General features: G+C 40.7%; 14 protein-coding genes. 12 read left to right on the plus strand and 2 right to left on the minus strand.

Annotated elements, in window-relative coordinates; all coding sequences use genetic code 11:
• The first annotated feature begins 20 nt into the window (after positions 1 to 20).
• A complete protein-coding gene (locus ACL8WY_RS04580) occupies positions 21 to 671 on the plus strand; it encodes a DUF4159 domain-containing protein (protein WP_436517245.1) in 651 nt (216 codons plus the stop codon).
• Positions 672 to 741: 70 nt separating this feature from the next.
• Here ACL8WY_RS04580 and ACL8WY_RS04585 read toward each other — a convergent pair whose 3' ends face one another.
• Positions 742 to 1,575 carry a hypothetical protein gene (locus ACL8WY_RS04585; RefSeq protein WP_436517246.1) on the minus strand — a complete coding sequence of 278 codons (834 nt, stop codon included), beginning with the start codon at positions 1,573 to 1,575 and terminating at the stop codon, positions 742 to 744.
• A gap of 208 nt (positions 1,576 to 1,783) precedes the next feature.
• On the opposite strand from ACL8WY_RS04585, the gene ACL8WY_RS04590 reads away from it, so the two are divergent.
• The 5 genes from ACL8WY_RS04590 to ACL8WY_RS04610 all read left to right on the plus strand — a co-directional run bounded on the left by ACL8WY_RS04590 (position 1,784) and on the right by ACL8WY_RS04610 (position 7,232).
• Positions 1,784 to 2,734, plus strand: a complete 951-nt coding sequence (locus tag ACL8WY_RS04590) for a hypothetical protein (protein WP_436517247.1) — start codon at positions 1,784 to 1,786, stop codon at positions 2,732 to 2,734.
• 2 nt (positions 2,735 to 2,736) lie between these two features.
• Positions 2,737 to 5,424 carry a CHAT domain-containing protein gene (locus ACL8WY_RS04595; protein WP_436517248.1) on the plus strand — a complete coding sequence of 896 codons (2,688 nt, stop codon included), beginning with the start codon at positions 2,737 to 2,739 and terminating at the stop codon, positions 5,422 to 5,424.
• Positions 5,425 to 5,436: 12 nt separating this feature from the next.
• A complete protein-coding gene (locus tag ACL8WY_RS04600; protein WP_436517249.1) occupies positions 5,437 to 6,303 on the plus strand; it encodes a LytR/AlgR family response regulator transcription factor in 867 nt (288 codons plus the stop codon).
• 82 nt (positions 6,304 to 6,385) lie between these two features.
• A complete protein-coding gene (locus ACL8WY_RS04605) occupies positions 6,386 to 6,955 on the plus strand; it encodes a hypothetical protein (RefSeq protein WP_436517250.1) in 570 nt (189 codons plus the stop codon).
• Positions 6,956 to 7,049: 94 nt separating this feature from the next.
• A complete protein-coding gene (locus ACL8WY_RS04610; protein WP_436517251.1) occupies positions 7,050 to 7,232 on the plus strand; it encodes a hypothetical protein in 183 nt (60 codons plus the stop codon).
• Between the two features lie 18 nt (positions 7,233 to 7,250).
• On the opposite strand, the gene ACL8WY_RS04615 is transcribed toward ACL8WY_RS04610, so the two are convergent.
• Positions 7,251 to 8,453 carry a peroxiredoxin family protein gene (locus tag ACL8WY_RS04615; protein ID WP_436517252.1) on the minus strand — a complete coding sequence of 401 codons (1,203 nt, stop codon included), beginning with the start codon at positions 8,451 to 8,453 and terminating at the stop codon, positions 7,251 to 7,253.
• A gap of 76 nt (positions 8,454 to 8,529) precedes the next feature.
• On the opposite strand from ACL8WY_RS04615, the gene ACL8WY_RS04620 reads away from it, so the two are divergent.
• From ACL8WY_RS04620 to ACL8WY_RS04645, 6 genes are all read left to right on the plus strand, one after another.
• On the plus strand, positions 8,530 to 8,964 hold the full coding sequence (locus ACL8WY_RS04620; RefSeq protein WP_436517253.1) for a hypothetical protein: 435 nt from the start codon (positions 8,530 to 8,532) through the stop codon (positions 8,962 to 8,964).
• Between the two features lie 92 nt (positions 8,965 to 9,056).
• The gene (locus ACL8WY_RS04625; RefSeq protein ID WP_436517254.1) at positions 9,057 to 10,187 is read left to right on the plus strand and encodes a DEAD/DEAH box helicase; all 1,131 of its coding nucleotides are present in this window, start codon (positions 9,057 to 9,059) and stop codon (positions 10,185 to 10,187) included.
• A gap of 89 nt (positions 10,188 to 10,276) precedes the next feature.
• On the plus strand, positions 10,277 to 11,443 hold the full coding sequence (locus ACL8WY_RS04630) for a hypothetical protein (protein ID WP_436517255.1): 1,167 nt from the start codon (positions 10,277 to 10,279) through the stop codon (positions 11,441 to 11,443).
• A gap of 93 nt (positions 11,444 to 11,536) precedes the next feature.
• Positions 11,537 to 12,808, plus strand: coding sequence for a hypothetical protein (locus tag ACL8WY_RS04635; protein ID WP_436517256.1), 1,272 nt, complete (start codon positions 11,537 to 11,539; stop codon positions 12,806 to 12,808).
• A 78-nt stretch (positions 12,809 to 12,886) separates the two neighbouring features.
• Positions 12,887 to 17,377 carry a DUF6443 domain-containing protein gene (locus ACL8WY_RS04640; RefSeq protein WP_436517257.1) on the plus strand — a complete coding sequence of 1,497 codons (4,491 nt, stop codon included), beginning with the start codon at positions 12,887 to 12,889 and terminating at the stop codon, positions 17,375 to 17,377.
• Positions 17,370 to 17,771 carry a hypothetical protein gene (locus ACL8WY_RS04645; protein ID WP_436517258.1) on the plus strand — a complete coding sequence of 134 codons (402 nt, stop codon included), beginning with the start codon at positions 17,370 to 17,372 and terminating at the stop codon, positions 17,769 to 17,771. Before ACL8WY_RS04640 ends, ACL8WY_RS04645 begins: the two co-directional genes overlap by 8 nt.
• Positions 17,772 to 17,805: the final 34 nt, after the last annotated feature.

Raw genomic sequence — 17,805 nt, forward strand, 5'->3', positions numbered from 1 at the left:
AAGATGAGTATAATTGGTCTATGAGAAAGCTTTGCATTCTACTTACCCTTATTTCACTCTCCGGCTATTCACAGCCTGTGAAGATTGCCAAACTAAAGTACGACGGAGGCGGTGACTGGTATGCAAACAAAACAGCACTGCCCAATCTAATAGAATTTTGCAATGAACAAATAAACACCAATCTGGCCATCTCTGAAGATGTTGTTGAAGTAGGTAGTCCTGACCTTTTCCTTTATCCATATATATACATGACTGGTCATGGCAATGTTGTTTTAAACAATGCGCAAGTAGACAATTTGAGAAGCTACCTTACCTCTGGCGGATTCTTACACATTGATGACAACTATGGCTTGGATCAATTTGTACGGATGGAAATGAAGAAGGTCTTTCCTGAACTAGAGTTTGTTGAGATCCCTTTTGATCACCCTATTTATCATCAAAAATTTGATTTTGATGAAGGTCTTCCAAAAATCCATCAACACGAGGGTAAACCACCAAAAGGTTACGGTTTGATTTATGAAAAAAGGCTAGTCTGTTTTTATACCTATGAATCGGACTTAGGAAATGGATGGGAAGATCAGTCTGTATATAACGACCCTCAGGCTATTCGAATTGAAGCTTTAAAAATGGGTGCGAACATCGTTTCGTATGCATTTACTTCTGCTCTATAAATGAGTAAAGCCTCAATCATCCGAAGAATCATGAGGCAATTACCTACCTGAAAACTTACTTCACCAAATATTATCTTCTTCCTTCAGGTGTGATCACCTTCGTGATTGGATCTCCACCATTGATGGTTATAGTTACTTCATTGTCACAAGTGCCATCACCATAGTCTACGATCACTTCATTATCATCGGTTGTATACTTTTTGATACCGGATACCGGAATAAATACTCTGCTAGACCAGCACGCTCTTTTGTAGATGATTCTGCTGATAATCTCAACTGTGTAACTCACACCATCTCTCCGTGTTCCATTCGCACTACCATCTACACCTACTTCATCCTGCAGCGGATTGTTTGCTCTAAACCAGGTTCGCACTCTTTCAGATTCTCTTGTAGCTTCAGTCTCATCTTCAAAAGTTAGCTTACCACCAGTAAGCGTTATGCCGAACGTAGGATCATCATCAAGGCTCTCAGAAATGTTTTCTATAGTTCGAGTTCCTTCTACCAAAACTCCATCTACGCTAAACCCATCAAAAGTTGCGGTTCTGAATGCACCAGGAATTAACCTGTGGTCGCTGTATGAAATCCGAATAATTCCTGCTCTGGTTCGTCCGCCTGGACCTTCACATCCATCACCGTAATCGATGGTTACTGTTTTGGCTTCTTCATCGTGAGTGATTGTTGCACAGTCTAAAACGTCATCTCGATTTACTCTACCAGCAGCATTAATTGTTTCAAGTCCTGCTTCCACTATCACATCAATGTCTTCATAATTCGATTCCAGTGTAGCCTCCGAGTCCAAATCCAAAGACTCAACTAAATCGCCTCCGGATACTTCATCGTCATTATTACATGATGTTAAAAAAGTGGCAAACGCAATCGCAGTAATAAATAATAGCTTTTTCATAATTGTTTTATTTCTTGTAATTGTTTTTCAAATGATTTGCCTCTTTGACAGAACAAATTTCAGAAGGTTTAAAAGCCTGATTAAAATTTTTGCTGCCATTTGAATCGATTACAAAAGGTAGACATTCAGATTTCACAACAATTAATCCTCAAATAGTGCTAATTGATTGCTTATTATTGTAGTGTATTGACTTTAACTATGACCTACTATGCGAAACTTTATTGCGGCTTTTATGCTTCTCATGTGCACATCCCTAGTTTACAGTCAAGGATGTAGCGATGCTGGGTTTTGTACTATGGGTGCAATGAAGCCGGATCAAAACTATAGCAAGCGAATAGCCATTAAGCTAAGGTCGATTGAATTTAATTATTACAAAGGCACAAGCCTGCTCACTCCAATTATTTATGCAGCTACAGTAGATTTTAATCTCGGCATCAATGACTACAGCTCTTTTCAAATCAAGCTGCCCTATCAGTGGGTAAAAGGTACACTTGGTGAAACGGCAGGTTTGGGAGATATTTCTCTGAGCTACACCAGATTATTAAAGGCCACAAAAAAATGGAATATCAATGGAACATTAGGCGCCAAAATTCCATCAAATGACAGCAACACAACAGTGAATAATGAAAATACAGGTGGTGTCGATGCTCCCATTCACATGTATTATCAGCAAAGTTTGGGTTCGTATGATGCTATTGCCGGTGTTTCAGCAATAAGTAGAAATTGGTTGTTTGCAGCGGGCATTCAGATTGCCCTTACTAGAAACAACAATCAATTTGTTTGGGCAGGATTCCCAAATTACCCCGATACGGAGTACTTACAGAGCTACAACATTGGGAGAGAATTGTTGAGAGGAACAGACGTAATGATTAGAGTGGAACGAAACTGGAGGTTTACGAATTTCAATTTTTCATTGGGTGCTTTACCTATTTATAGAATCACCAAAGATGAAGGAATACCTCAAGGTGAAACTGAGCGAAGAAAACTACCCCAAACGACAGGCCTTGCGCTTTCCGTTTTAGGTAGTTTTGGATATCATTTTGACGTAAATAATAGTATTAAAATTATCAAAGGTGTTAAGTTAGTCGATCGGGATTTTAACCCAGATGGGCTTACCAGAGACGAAGTTCTTAGCATTAGCTACGTCTACAAATTTTGATCATGAAAAAGCTTCTATTCGCTGCATTTATTTCAATTGCATTGCTCAATGCAAAGTCTCAGGAAGTTCAGCTTAAGCAAGCTGAGGCTGCCTATTCCGGTAGTAATTTTGCCCAAGCTTATGACCAATTTAAGCAAGCTGGCGACATTCACTTTGCGAATGAACAGTACGACCTTTATGTAGAAGCCCATTTAAAAATGATCGATTGCCAGCTACAGCTTGGTGATCCATTTCATGCCAAGAGCCTTTCGGAAAACACACTCGAATTTCTCACAAACGAACTGCCAAATCAGCCAATATTAACTGCCAGATGCCAAACTTTGCTTGGATTGAGTTATCTAAACTTAGGCCATAACGATGATGCTTTAGAAAGTCTGCTGGCGGCAGAGAAGAGTTTTCCTGACGTGGATTCTAAAGAGAAATCCAACTGCCTTGATGCCATAGGCCAGGTTTACAACAACAATGAAAACAGGCAATTGGCAAGTCAATATTTAGAGCAAGCATTTAAGATGCGGAGAACTTTATTTGGCCCGCAATCCATAGAAGCGGCAAACTCATATAACAATCTGGGACAGGTTTTCTTAAAAAGCGATCCGCTACAGGCCATTATTTATTTTAATCGAGCCAAAGGAATTTATGAAGACCGGCTAGGAAATAGTAGTAGAAGAGCATTGAGAGCTAGTCTTAATATTGCTTTCGCTGAAATCGAACAGGGAAATTATGATGATGCGCTGGAGCAGCTCAATACGGTCAAAAGCATTTATGACCAAACTTACGAGGAAGAGCACCCTAATAAGGCCTATATACAAGCAATTATCGGACGAGTCTACCTCTTGAAGGAAGAATATGAAAAAGCGCTACTCAACCAAAAAGAAGCTCTTCAAATGTATATCAGCCTATTTGGCGAGAAACACCCGGATGTCGCAAATACATACTTTTCTATTGGTGAGATATACAAAGCAAAAAGTGAATTCAAAGTTTCTGTAGAGTTTTATCAACGTGCGATTTATGCTAATCTTCCTGATCAGGTTTACACAACAATTCATGACTTGCCCGAACTCGAAAATTATTTCAATGCTGATATCCTTTTGAGATCGCTTCAAGCCAAGGCCATTGGATTAGGTGCACTTCATTTTGAAAAATCACTCAATGTAAAAGATCTGGTTGGCGCCATCGATACCTATAGGAAATGTGATGATCTGATTACCATCATCCGTAGAAAGCGACTCAATGAGCAAGACAAGTTGAAGCTCGGCCAGATTGCGAAAGAAGTATATGAAAATGGCATACAGCTTTCACTTATCCTAAGCGAACAAAGCTTTAACAGAAAGAAGCACCTTCAAACAGCATTTGATTTTTGCGAACGAAGTAAATCTTCTGTGCTTCTGGAAGCCATCACAGAATCCAAAGCGAAGAAATTTGCAGGGATTCCGGATGAACAAATTACACTTGAGGATAGCCTGAAGGATGAAATATCATACCTCGAACAACAACTCGCTCAGCAGGAAAATGCAGACAATCAAGAAATGAAGGATCTGCTTTTCAGCTATCAAAACACCTATAGAACCTTTATTTCAAATCTTGAGGCCAACTATCCCGAATATTATAAGCTGAAGTATGACCAATCTATAGCAACCATTGAATCCATACAGGAACACTTGACTGAAAATTCCGCCATGCTGTCTTATTTTCTTGGCGACCAGGAATTATACATCTTCATCATCACGAAAAAAGGTGTGAAAGCAGAAAGAAAGCAAAAGGGTGAAGATTTCACTCGGCTCACCTCTGCACTAAGAAACGCTATTAAGTATAACAGCAAGGCTGCATTTTTGAGAACGGCTCAATCACTTCATGCGCTATTAATACCGGATCTATCCTCGAATATTAGTGAACTTGTAATCTTGCCAGATGGTGTTCTGGGCACATTGCCTTTTGAGTCATTTGTCAACCCTGAAGACGAAGCAGATTCATATGCAAATGCTGCTTTCCTTATCAAAGACTACCACATCTCTTATGATTATTCTGCTACACTGTTTAATGAGCGGCATGCAGATGAGAAGCAAATCAATCCTGAAATATTACTGATTGCTCCAATCAGTTTTGAAAACAACGAAGTAAAAATGAATGCTCTTCCCGGCTCAGAAAAAGAGATCGATGAAATCAGATTCTTGTTCATGGGAAGCAATTGTGAAACGAAAGTTCAATCTGGCAATGACGCAAGTGAATTCAATTTCAAAAAAGAAAACCTGGGTAAATATCGATACCTCCACTTTGCCACTCATGGATTAGTAAATGAATCGGAACCAGCACTATCCAGAATTTTTCTAAAACCGGGATCTGAGGAAGATGGTAGTCTATATACAGGTGAAATCTATAATCTCAATATTGATGCTGACTTAGTGACGCTTTCCGCGTGTGAGACAGGCTTAGGTAAAGTAGCCAAAGGTGAAGGTATTGTTGGCCTAAGTAGAGCGCTACAATATGCCGGTGCTAACAATATCATTGTTTCACTTTGGCAAGTAGCCGATGCATCTACTGCGCAGATGATGATTGAGTTTTATAAATACAACTTGAATAATGAACATCATGGCTACAATACAGCCTTAAGACAAGCGAAACTATCGCTGCTCAGCTCTGAGCAATATGCAAGACCATATTACTGGGCACCGTTTATTTTGGTCGGGATGTGATATCTTTAATTGGTGAACAAAAAACTTTCGATAGGTCTACTGGCATTTATACTTTTCCTCATTGTTTTTGATGCAGTGCAACAGAAATACTATATCGAGACATTTGGACTAGTTCCTGAGAACGAAACACTATCTCTTGGATTCCTATTAAAGAAACACTTCGTTCGATGGCTCGCGTGGGGGTTATTTAGCGTTCCAAGTGGAATACTTATCTGGAAGAAACTTCCAAAAAACCACCAACACTTAACAATTAAAACGATTCTAGCGATTACTGTTATCATATTTGTTAACACCGTCGCTTCGTTGGCGTTGATTAGCGGCTATGAAATTATTGATCAGCAACTGAGCTATAGCAACGAGCTGTTTCTTGAGTTCATTACATTTTTTACCTTCCAAAAAGGTCTCACTTTTTTGATGGCTTCTACAACATTAACGATGCTTCTGTACAACAGATCACGTGAAAAAACCATAGAAAGTCAGTTTGTTGAAATCACCAACTTAAGAACCAAGAGCACAGATTTGGAAGAAGCACTCAATGTAACCTCTAACCAGGAACCTCACCTAAGCATAAAAACAGGGAATAAATTTCAACCAATTCCACTCAGTGATATCGTGTGGATTCAATCGGATGATTATTGCGTCAAAATCCACACCGAGGACAATGCTTTCACACTTCGAAAAAGCATGAAATCTCTTGAAGAGAAACTCGCTCCTTACAGCTTCATCCGAGTACATAGAGTCGCTCTGCTCAATTTGAATTATCTCCACCAGATTAATTTTGATCGAGCCACCATCAAGCTTTCCAATACTACGGAACTGCCCTTATCACGTACTGGCGCCAAAGCTCTTAAAAGGAAGCTAAGCCAATCCTCCCTGTAATTCCCTGCAAATTCGTTCTCATTAACTGCATTAATTACTGGTATGTAGGTATTCATAGGTTTATTTATCAAAAATCAAACTCATGAAAAGCTTAACATTACTTCTATCGCTATTAATATCCGTTTCTTTATTTGCCCAATATGAATACGAGCCCACGGCCTCAAACCCATATGGAAAACTAAATCCCGAGGCACCAAAGCAAACTGCAGACTATGAGCCAATCATTGGAACCTGCAAATGCAAATCTGTGGCCCGCATAAATCAAAGCACCTGGGCTGATACTGTAATGATGAATTGGACATTCAAGTACATCATGAATGGACTGGCCGTGCAGGATATGACACTAAAGGAAGATGGTACACACTCAGGCAGCATCCGTCAGTATAATGCGGACAGTGCCAGCTGGTACGTTCATTATTATGCTTCAAGCACTCCTACTCCAACGCTTTCTGCTTGGGGAGGAAATAAAGTAGAAAATGGCAATATTGTACTTTACAAAGAACAGAAGGCTCCCAATGGATTTGATGGGTACTATCGAATCACATTCTCCGATATGACCAAAAAAGGCTTCAACTGGGCAGGCGCATGGGTCAGTAAAGACGAATCGATCGTGTATCCGACATGGAGGATTTATTGTCTTAAAATGGAATAAAGAATCATAAATCTTAACAAGTAATGGGCTGTAATTCAGCGTTCTTTCAAAACAATTTGGCACCTTACTGGTCATAATACCTGTAATCGATAGTATGAAGAGAGTAAAAATCGGTGACATGGTGGAAAGTGATTATGGTAAAGGCAGGGTCTTGGCTGAAACTAAAGACTGGATTATCCATGATAATTCAGCCAACAGCAGTGACGCTGAATTTGCCATTCTGAAGTCCGATGACCATTACCAGTTGGTAAAGGAAATGGAACTTCAAACTTCCTAATGTCTGTAAAATCAGTACTTACTCGGCGAGTAATGCGTCAATTATTTCATTGAATCGTCGATCAAAGGAACGGTAGTATTCACCTGTTGCCGGTCCGTTAAAGTAACTATGCACGTGACGCACATAGCCTTGCTTGTCTATAATCACAAGCGAAGGGAAAGCTTCTATGCGCTGCATAAATGGAAATGGCATGGCTGCTCCAGTCTTACTGAGCCTTCCGCCAAGGACCAGATCATAAGGTATCTCATTCATTTCCCGGTAGTCTTCCAATCGCTTCAAGCCGTATTCCTTGGAATAGTTGGCTTCAAAAGAAGAAGCCAGAATTGCAATCTCCTTATTACTGTTCTTCTTATACCAATCCACCAAATATTTAGTTTGATCATGGCTGTTTGGGCACCAGGTTCCAAAAAGCTGAATAATGAGAACCTTTCCCTCATACCTGGACGGATCAATGGCATCTTTTCCTTCTCCTGCACCAAGCAAATCGTAATACGGCTTGTGTGTCCCAGGTTCTATCTCTACCATTTCAAAAGGATTTTTAAGCTCAGCAGTGGCATCATAAACAGCATTCCATGGTTCTGAATATCCATTGTCATAGACCATGTCGCCAGACCAGCCATCACCGGATCGCTTACCTAAAAAAGCAAATGCATGTGCGCCATCAAAACATGACATCTTGATGGAGTCTCCGTCTACAATACCTTCGAAGAAACGATAGTCACTCACCTGGGTCATAATCGTACCAGAGACAATATTTCCACGCTGAGAAAAAAGTCCTACGCCAGCTGACATTCCGGGAGTGTGAGGCGAAAAAGTAATTGCCCATCTCTTCTGGATAGGTGCACTTAAACGAATGGAGTTTTTCTTCATGCGCGATTTGCCATATTCAGCGATGAATGGCAAGCTCAGATCACGGTAATATTTATTGTAGTTGCCACTCATACTCATTGCAGTAAATCTTGCCCGAATATCAACATCAAAAGGATCCATTGGTATAATGATGCTGTCACCCTCGACTTTAGTATTACTCACAACCCTCCTATCCTGCCCATTGATTATTGTTACCTCAGGCACTTCCCCATTGGGATACCCTATTTCAAATGTGAATGGTATCTCCCGGCTGTCGTACTTCACAACTCCACGCCATTGGCCGGGCTTAATGATTTGTGTAAATGAATGAAACGAAAAAAAGATTAGAAAGACGGTGACGATTTGCTTCATGGTCATGAATATAAAAACTTATCTCTTCTCTTGACTTAAATTGGTATATTTAATCAATAACCAACCTAAATTAATTATGACAAATGGATCTGTAAAGCCGCCTACCTGGTTTTGGATTGTAAGTATCATCGCACTCATCTGGAACCTAATGGGTGTCGGCGCTTACCTGGCTCAGGCTTTTACGCCGGACGATATTATATCGCAGATGGAACAAGCAATGCAAGATTTAATCAATGCAACTCCAGCTTGGGTTACCGCTGCTTTTGCAATTGCCGTATGGGCAGGAGCTTTGGGAAGTTTGCTTCTTTTGATGAGAAAGAAACTTGCTTACATTGTCCTCATCATTTCATGTATTGGCATTGTTGTTCAGATGTATTACAACGTGTTTATCAGTAATTCGATCGAAGTATACGGACCAGGTGGACTAGCTATGCCAATCATGACTCTTTTGATTGGAATTGGACTAATCTTTTTCGCTAAGAAAGGAATAGCCGCCAGTTGGTTACGATAAAGACCAAGTAAAGTTAAGAGGCTATCTTAGATCCAATGGATCTGTAGAGATAGCCTCTTTTTATTGACCGGATTAATGCATCTTTGCTATACATGACATTTAATGAATTCAACCTCGACGATCAGCTTACCGAAGCGATTGATCACATGGGCTTTTCAGAAGCCACTCCCATTCAAGAACAAGCCATTCCGGCTATCCTCCAAGGAAAAGATCTGATTGCCTGCGCCCAAACCGGAACAGGTAAAACAGCTGCGTTCGTTATCCCTACACTTAACTACCTAGCGCAGAAACCAAGTGAAGATGTTAAAGTTCTGGTGGTTGTCCCGACAAGAGAATTAGCTATTCAGATAGACCAGCAATTTGAAGGGTTTTCATACTATCTTCCTGTCCATTCCATTGCCATCTATGGCGGAGGTGATGGTTCGGATTTTGCACAGCAAAAGAAAGCGCTGACCCAAGGAAGCAATGTGGTGGTCGCCACTCCCGGCAAACTTATCTCCCATTTAAATTTGGGCTATGTTAAGTTCGATCAGGTAACGCATCTCATTCTCGATGAAGCCGATCGTATGCTGGACATGAATTTCTATGATGACATCAAAAAGATTATCACCTACCTCCCCAATCTCTCACAGACCTCCATGTTTAGCGCTACGATGGCGCCAAAGATTGAAAAGCTGGCAAAAAGTATCCTAAAAGATCCGTTGAGAATAACATTGGAACTTGCTAAGCCATCCGAAAAAATCAGCCAGGAGGTGTACAGAGTTGAAGAAGGATATAAGACCGAGTTGATCAGCAAACTGATCAGTCGCTACGATGATTTTGAAAGCATTTTGGTCTTCAGCTCCACCAAAAAGAAGGTTGCAGATATTGTGAAGAGTCTGAACAAAGTTGGACTAGAAGCAAAAGGGATTTCTTCCATGCTCGAACAAGATGAGCGTGAGCGTATACTATTGAAATTTCGAGCTAAGAAGCTTCGTATTCTTGTAGCCACAGATGTGCTCTCACGCGGAATAGATATCAAAGACATCAACCTGGTGGTAAATTATGACGTGCCTAATGATGCCGCTGACTATGTCCATCGCATCGGAAGAACTGCACGAGCCAAAACAAGTGGTGTAGCTATTACACTAGTCAACAAAGACGATAACTACAAAATGAAGCGCATCGAAAAGCTTATAGATCGAGAGCTTGAGAAGGTGGATTACCCGATGAAGAGGCGGTAAGTCTACTTAAAGTAGCCCTTAACTTATCCTGCTGCAATTGATTTTTTGATTGAAAAGCCTGAGCTTTGGTTTTTATCAATTACATCAACATGAAATACTTACTCTCAATCACTCTAACTTGCCTTTTGACAACAATAGCTTTAGGTCAAACTTCATTGCCCGATACAGATCCTAGTACAATCTCACCAGGTATTTCAAAGCAAGATGCTCCCGGCGTATCAGGTAACTGGACCTATAATTTCGGCACTAAACTAAGAGTTTGGGGAAGTGCACATCGGAATTTTGAGATCATGAATACAGATAAAGGATCCTCAAGTACACTAGCCTTACGAACATATGACGGGGGAGCCTCTGAATGGACAGATTGGCGAGAGTTCCTTTTCCGGGATGCAAATGGTCTTATGATTTTTGCTGTTGAAAGCTTCTACTCAAAAGGACAAAATAATTTTGACGGTGATCTTCTATTAAAAAGCAACAATTCAGACGGGTTTAGGAACTATGGAGCAGCAATTTCATTTTCAAAAGTCAGTGGAGGAAGTAATAAACGAGCTTCGATAGTTGCAAAACAGACTGGCACAGACAACGACAACATTGGCTTGGCGTTCTTTACTCATAGTAATACTTCTACAGATGACCTTGTAGAGCGAATGGTAGTTACTGGAAGTGGTAATGTAGGAATAGGAACCGGAACTCCGGATAGTGGACTGGAGATTGTGAAAAAGGGTGATGGCGTTTCTGTTTTAAAGCTGACTACCCAACGCCCATGGGAGTTCATTCAAAATGGGGTTGATGGATCCGCATATCTGGGGCTTAGATCCACAACAGGTAGTAAATCATTTCAAATTCTATCTCCATCAAATTTACGTACAGCAATATTTCATGTAAATGATGTCCCGGAAAGTAATAAGGTTGTGTTAGTGAGAGATGGAGGTAAAGTTGGAATTGGTACTGGTAGCCCAGATGAAAAGTTAACCGTTAAAGGAACCATCCACTCAGAAGAAGTAAAAGTAGATCTCACAGTTCCGGGCCCAGACTATGTCTTCGAATCTGACTACAATCTCCGCTCGCTGGAAGAAACGGAAGAATATATCCAGACAAACAAACACCTACCGGAAATTCCTTCCGCCAAAGAAATGGAAGCCAACGGCGTACAGCTTGGGGAGATGAATATGCTGTTGTTAAAGAAGATTGAGGAGTTGACGCTTTATATTATTGAACAAGAAAAACGCATCCAAAAACTTGAAGAGAGGCGGTGAGTCCACTTTAAGTAACCCTTAACTTATCCAGCTGTATTTGATTTTTTGGTTCAAAAGCGGGAGCTTTGGTTTTTCTAAATCAATTACATCAACATGAAATACTTCTTCACAATCGCTCTAACCTACCTTTTGACCGCAGTGGCTTTAGGTCAAACAGATATTACCCTAGACAATCAGGATGGTGTATACTTTAAGGACAACAGCGGAGCTACAGATGGTACTAGAATTTTTAGGCGATCAGGCAATTCAATATCCATTCAGTATGAGAAAAACAGTTTTCGATTTGACGCACTTGACAATCGTGCCGTATTAATCAAAAATAACTTAGGAGAAACAGCAATATTGTTGCATCCGACATCTAACTCCACTTTTGAGGTTGGAAGTCTTGGATTGGGATTAAGTGCAGCAGCAATTGATGACGATTATCGACTACATATAAGTAGAGGAAATCAACACATGATAAAACTGGAAAACACAACCAATGGTAATGGTTCAATTGCATTTGCAAATTCAATAGGAATGCGGAGTAGACTTCAATTCGGTAGTGAAGGTGGTTTCAATTTCTCAAAATATGATGGTACCTCTTTTAATGCAATGTTAAGTATCGCATCAGACGGAAATGTTGGAATCGGAGTAATTGATGCATCCGAAAAACTCGTTATCGATGGAAATTTAAAAATTCGCAATGGTAATAAATTCATGCAGCATAGGTCGAACGTTACAACCGAACATATATTATCAAGTCACGGCCAGGGTTCGGGATGGTTTGTAAATGCCAGTTATGATGGCTCGGGCGACCCACAAACCAATGCCACATATTCAATGGGACCTGGCAATCACAACACGGGGGCAGGTTACTTGGATTTTGATGGCAATGCTAAGCGATGGACCATAAATATTGCAGGGACATCAACAGGCGTTGGTGATCCTGCGACATTCGTTCAGTCTGCAGTTTTTGATGATTCATATATAGCATTAAGTCCTACAGGTAATGAAGCTGACTTTCGAATTGGTTCAGCAGGTGAAGTTGGAATTGGCACGGATTCACCTTCGGAAAAATTAGAAGTAAACGGCACTATTCGATCCAAAGAGGTCAAAGTAGAAGCAACAGGATGGCCAGACTATGTCTTTGAATCAGACTACAACCTGCGCTCACTAGAAGAGACTGAAGAATATATCAAGACAAACAAACACCTCCCAGAGATTCCTTCCGCCAAAGAAATGGAGGCGAATGGTGTGCAGCTAGGAGAGATGAATATGCTGTTGCTGAAAAAGATTGAGGAGTTGACGCTTTATGTGATTGACTTGAAGAAAGAAAACGAAGCACAGCAAAAAGAAATTGAAAAACTGAAGCAGGATAAGTAACCAAAAAAAATGATTCACTATTTTGCAGTTAATGATATAATGTTCACCGATAAACTCAACCTACCTTTTTAAGAACATATGAGCAACTCACTACAGTCCAGTAAAAAGCTATTCTTCATTATTGCTGCTTGCCTTTTCGCCTTTAACTCATTCAGTCAGGAGTATTATGTGAAGAATAAGACCCTTTCTTCTGCAACTGGCAATGAAGGCAAGACCTACAATTATACCGGGACTGTGAAACTTACAAATGGGTTTGTGGCAAGCGGCGCAAATGGTACGTTTATCATCAAACCTATCCCTATCAACCCTCCACCCTCTCCTACTGAAAATTACGTAAGAGTTGAGGTGCCTAAGGCGCCTGTCAGTGACGAAGAAACCTTGACTTTGATGGGTCCGGATGATAAATCGGTGAGCTACTCCTATTCCGATGGACTTGGCAGGACACTCATGACCACTTCTGCAGCGGCTGGCCCTGAGTATGAGGATGTGGTGCAAATAGCTTATTACGATAATATTGGTAGACAAAGTAGAACCTATTTGCCATATGTGAAGAAATACAATGAGTCCGGTAGCTATCAGGCCAACGGTGAAACCCAAACGATCGGGTTCTATTCTAATCCGCCAACAGGGGTGATCGAGGATGATTCGCCCTATTCATACAGATCTTTCGACGCTAGGGGTAGAGTTGAATACGAGGTTGCTCCAGGTGATAACTGGCATACAGCAGCTCCGGAAACTGCCAAACAAACGAAGTATGATTACTTTATTCACAACCCATCCGAATCCACTCCTTCTATCGATTTCCCAGTCGCTCATTGGAAAATCACTAATGGAGTACCCGTGAATGATAGAAATTATGGTGAAAAAGAGCTTTTGATTTCCGAAGTAACTGATCCTCATCAAAAGAAGGCACGAACAGTCACCGACATGAGAGGTCTAACAATAACCACTCAGGTGTATGATGTCGGGGCACAAAAATGGTACGGCTCTTATAATGTATATGATGATTTCGGACGTATCAGATTTATAATTCCCCCTAAATTGACACTTAACATTACAGCCGGAGCACTACTTCCAAGCCTCACAACGACTCAAATAGATGAACTACTATTTGAATATAAATATGATGCTCGTGGGCGAGTTACAAAGAAAAGGTCACCGGGAGCAGGATGGACTTACTATGTCTATGATGATTGGGATAGGTTGGTGATGATGCGTCATGATTCGCAAAAGTTTGATGGAGCTAATTCATGGACTTTTTACAAGTATGATGCTTTCAACCGACAAGTCATGTCGGGAGAGATTAAAACCAATGATGATCGCCAGACTATACAGGATAAAGTCGATGGTCATGATCGATTTGAAACGGAAAACACCAATCAATATGGATATTCAATTGCAAAATCGTTTCCCCGTCTAGGCTCCGATCCGACCACCAAAGACTATACAAACTATGAAATAAGGACTGTTAATTACTTTGACGATTATAGCTTCAAGACCAACACAAACTGGGATACTGATCTTGCTGCCAATGCTTTTGACTTGGCACTTCCTTCAGGTTTCACTGGCACACAACTTTCTAATGCACTAAATCTACCCACAGGAAGTAAAGTTTTGGTACTCGATTCCAATCCCAAAGTATGGTTGAGCACCGTGGTATATTATGATTCTGACCGAAGAGTATTACAAGCCATATCCGAAAACCATTTAGGAGGATCCGATCGCATGACAAACCAGCTCGACTGGAAAGGTGAACTGGAGAAAATGTTGCTGGAACACACCAGCACTACAGACAATGTGGATGTTTTAAACGAATATGAATACGCCCACAACGGACAACTTCTTAAAACCTACCAAACCACTGACAATGGAGATCGAGTAATCATTGGAGATTATCATTACAACACTTTAGGAGAATTAATAGAGAAAAATCTCCATTCACTAGACGGATCTACCTACCTACAATCTGTTGACTACAGCTATAATATTCAAAGAAGCCTAAAAGCCATTAATGATACGGACCTTGGAGATGGTGAAGGTGATGTGTTTGGAATGAAGTACCACTATGAAACACCTGTTTCTATCAATAGCAATAACACGCAAAAAAGATTTGATGGGTTGACAGGTGCTGTGACCTGGAACGCAACAAACATTACTCCATCTGTAGCTCCAACTAAAGGACCAAATGGACAAACCACCAAAGCGATAGGCTATACATACGATAGTCAAAACAGGTTAAAGAGCACATCCTATGGAGAAGGCGCCGGAAGCACATTTAATCAGAAAACCGGGCATTTCGATATGTCAGCAACTTACGATGCTAATGGCAACATAGATGACCTTACAAGAAAATCAAAAAATCAAAGTATCGATGTACTTGATTATACCTATGAAGATAACTCCAACAAACTTAAAAAAGTAGATGATACGGCTCCATATGATGGAGGACTCGATGATTATTATACAGGACCTACCGATTATAAGTATGACGCTATGGGCAACATGGAGGAGGACATGAATAAGCAGATCACGGCAATTGAGTATAATCATCTTCAATTAGTTGATCGATTCGAATTTTTTGACGGCACAGAGATTAAATATGTATATGATGCGGTAGGGAATAGAATAGCAAAAACGATAAATGACAGTGATGGGAATGCATTGGCAAAGGTTGATTACATAGGCTCCATAGAATATCTAAATGATCAGGTTAATCAATTATTCACAGCTGAAGGAAGGGCATATGTTCAGAATAATGAATATCACTATGAGTACTTCATTACGGACCAGCAGGCCAATACACGTGTGGCCTTCGGTGATTTACCAGAGCGAAATGTATACTTAGCCACTATGGAAAGCGGAAAATCCAGCTATGAAGAAAGTGAATTTGCCTTTCCTGCGAATATTAGATCAGGAACCGAGAATCATACGCCGCTAGGGGCCGAAAGTGTAATACTCAATGGAACTGCCAACGGAGAAGAAGTCGGTCCAGCCAAGGTATTGACCATTGCAACCGGCGATGAAGTGGACATTGAAGTCTGGGCTAAGTACACGGATGCCGGATGGAACAATTCCTCTATTGCAGATATCGTTTCTGTTCTTACTACGGCTTTTGGAACTACAAGTGCCGGAACTGGAGCAGAAGGAGCCTCAACAAGCTACATAGATGCACTCAACCTGGGATCTCTGGGAGTGTACGGGGGAAACACTTCCGGACAGCCGGAGGCCTATTTGCAATACATGTTCTTTGACGCAAATCACAATTATGTTTCGGACATTACTGTCTCCAACTATCGTCCAGTTGGGAATGAATCAAACGGAAGTTTTGCGAAGCTTTCTTCAGGCACACTGACTTTTAATGAACCCGGATATCTTTTGGTGTACGTGGTGAATGAGTCTGATCAAGATAAGGAGGTGTACTTTGATGACCTCAAAATCACACACTCCTCCACGACATCCGCATTTCGTGTGACGCAGGTAAATGATTACTACCCCTTTGGATTACCGACGGCTGATAGCTGGAAAGCATCGGGATATATTGATCCGGGCCTATTGTATCAAAGTGCCTTTAGTACACTGGATAGCTTGACAGGCTACTATGATTTCTTGAGTAGAAATTATGATCCCGCTTTGGGAAGGTTCTTTGCGGTGGATCCGGCCGGACAGTTTAACTCGCCTTATGTAGGTATGGGGAATGTGCCTCATATGGGTGTAGATCCTAATGGAGAGTCACTCATTCCCATTGCGGTTAATATAGGTTTGGGCTTCTTATTTAATACAGCAGTCAATGGAGTAAGAGCAGCTGTAAATTCGTTTAATGGTAACGGTTCGTTTTGGGAGAACATGAGCCAGTTCGGCTATGGCTCAAGTGTTACCTATAATACTGGGTCTGGGTATAAACTGAATCAGTCTAACGGATTTGGAGCCGGTACTCAATCAAACGAAAATGGCCCTCAGGTTTGGGGAGGTTTTGCTAATCCCGAAACTATAGTATCTGAGTTTAATTTTGACACTGAAGTAACTAATGTGAAAGCCATTGGAAACGAATGGAGTGCTGACATTTCAAGTGTAAAGTGGCAATTGATAAATGGAAAGCTATCCAGAGCAAAAAGGAGTATAGGTAAACGAATGCCCGTCGCTCTCATGTATGGCCTTGACGGAGATTTTGTAGTAGGTGCGGGGACTGAATTAACAATTGGAGGGGCTATAATTTTGAGAGGACCTGACGCGGGTAAAGTCGTAGGGTTTCTCGATGGTACAGGAGCGGGACCAACAGCTGGTGGAGGAGATGCTTCTGCTTCAATTGAAGGTATGTACGTTTTTTATTCAGGAAATGTCGAGAACTTCAATGCTTCTATGTTAGAAGGTTATAGAACTGAAGTATCTGGATCATTTTCTGCAGTCGTTGATTTTGGAGTAAATTCATTTTGGGCTAGGGATGTAAATCCAATAGATGGAGGGAGAGTTTATGGTTTTGGAGGGAGTTTTGGAATAGGATGGCCGGTATTTAATTCAGTAATTAATGGAAATACAAATTATGGTCAAACCATAATCTTTGGTAATGAATAGAGTATTATCAAAACGATTATTGAAGAACTTAATAGGATGCATGCTTATTATAGGAATTTCCTTAGTTTTTATTAAAGTATATGATCCTTACGAAGAAGAACTTGATGAAGCAAGAAAAAGATTGAGACTTTATACTGTGGTCGAATTTGAGCACGACCTAAACATAACAGTGGGTAGTACTTTCAACCATAGGGGAACTTGCGCAGTTGAATTGAATGATTCAACTGGCTTTTTTCTCAAGCATTCGAGAAATTATAATTACTCTGAGCCATGGTTGAATCGCTTTTTAGAATCAGGAGACAAATTAATGAAAAACAAAAATTCGGATACATTATGGATTGAGAGGAGTGAGAAAAGGTATTTTTTTATTCTAGGCGAATTTATTGGTGAATAGAAAAATTACCTCTTATCGCGCAAGTTTTCCGGCA

Origin of the sequence: Ekhidna algicida, from assembly GCF_051379705.1 — a bacterium.
Classification (GTDB): domain Bacteria; phylum Bacteroidota; class Bacteroidia; order Cytophagales; family Cyclobacteriaceae; genus Ekhidna.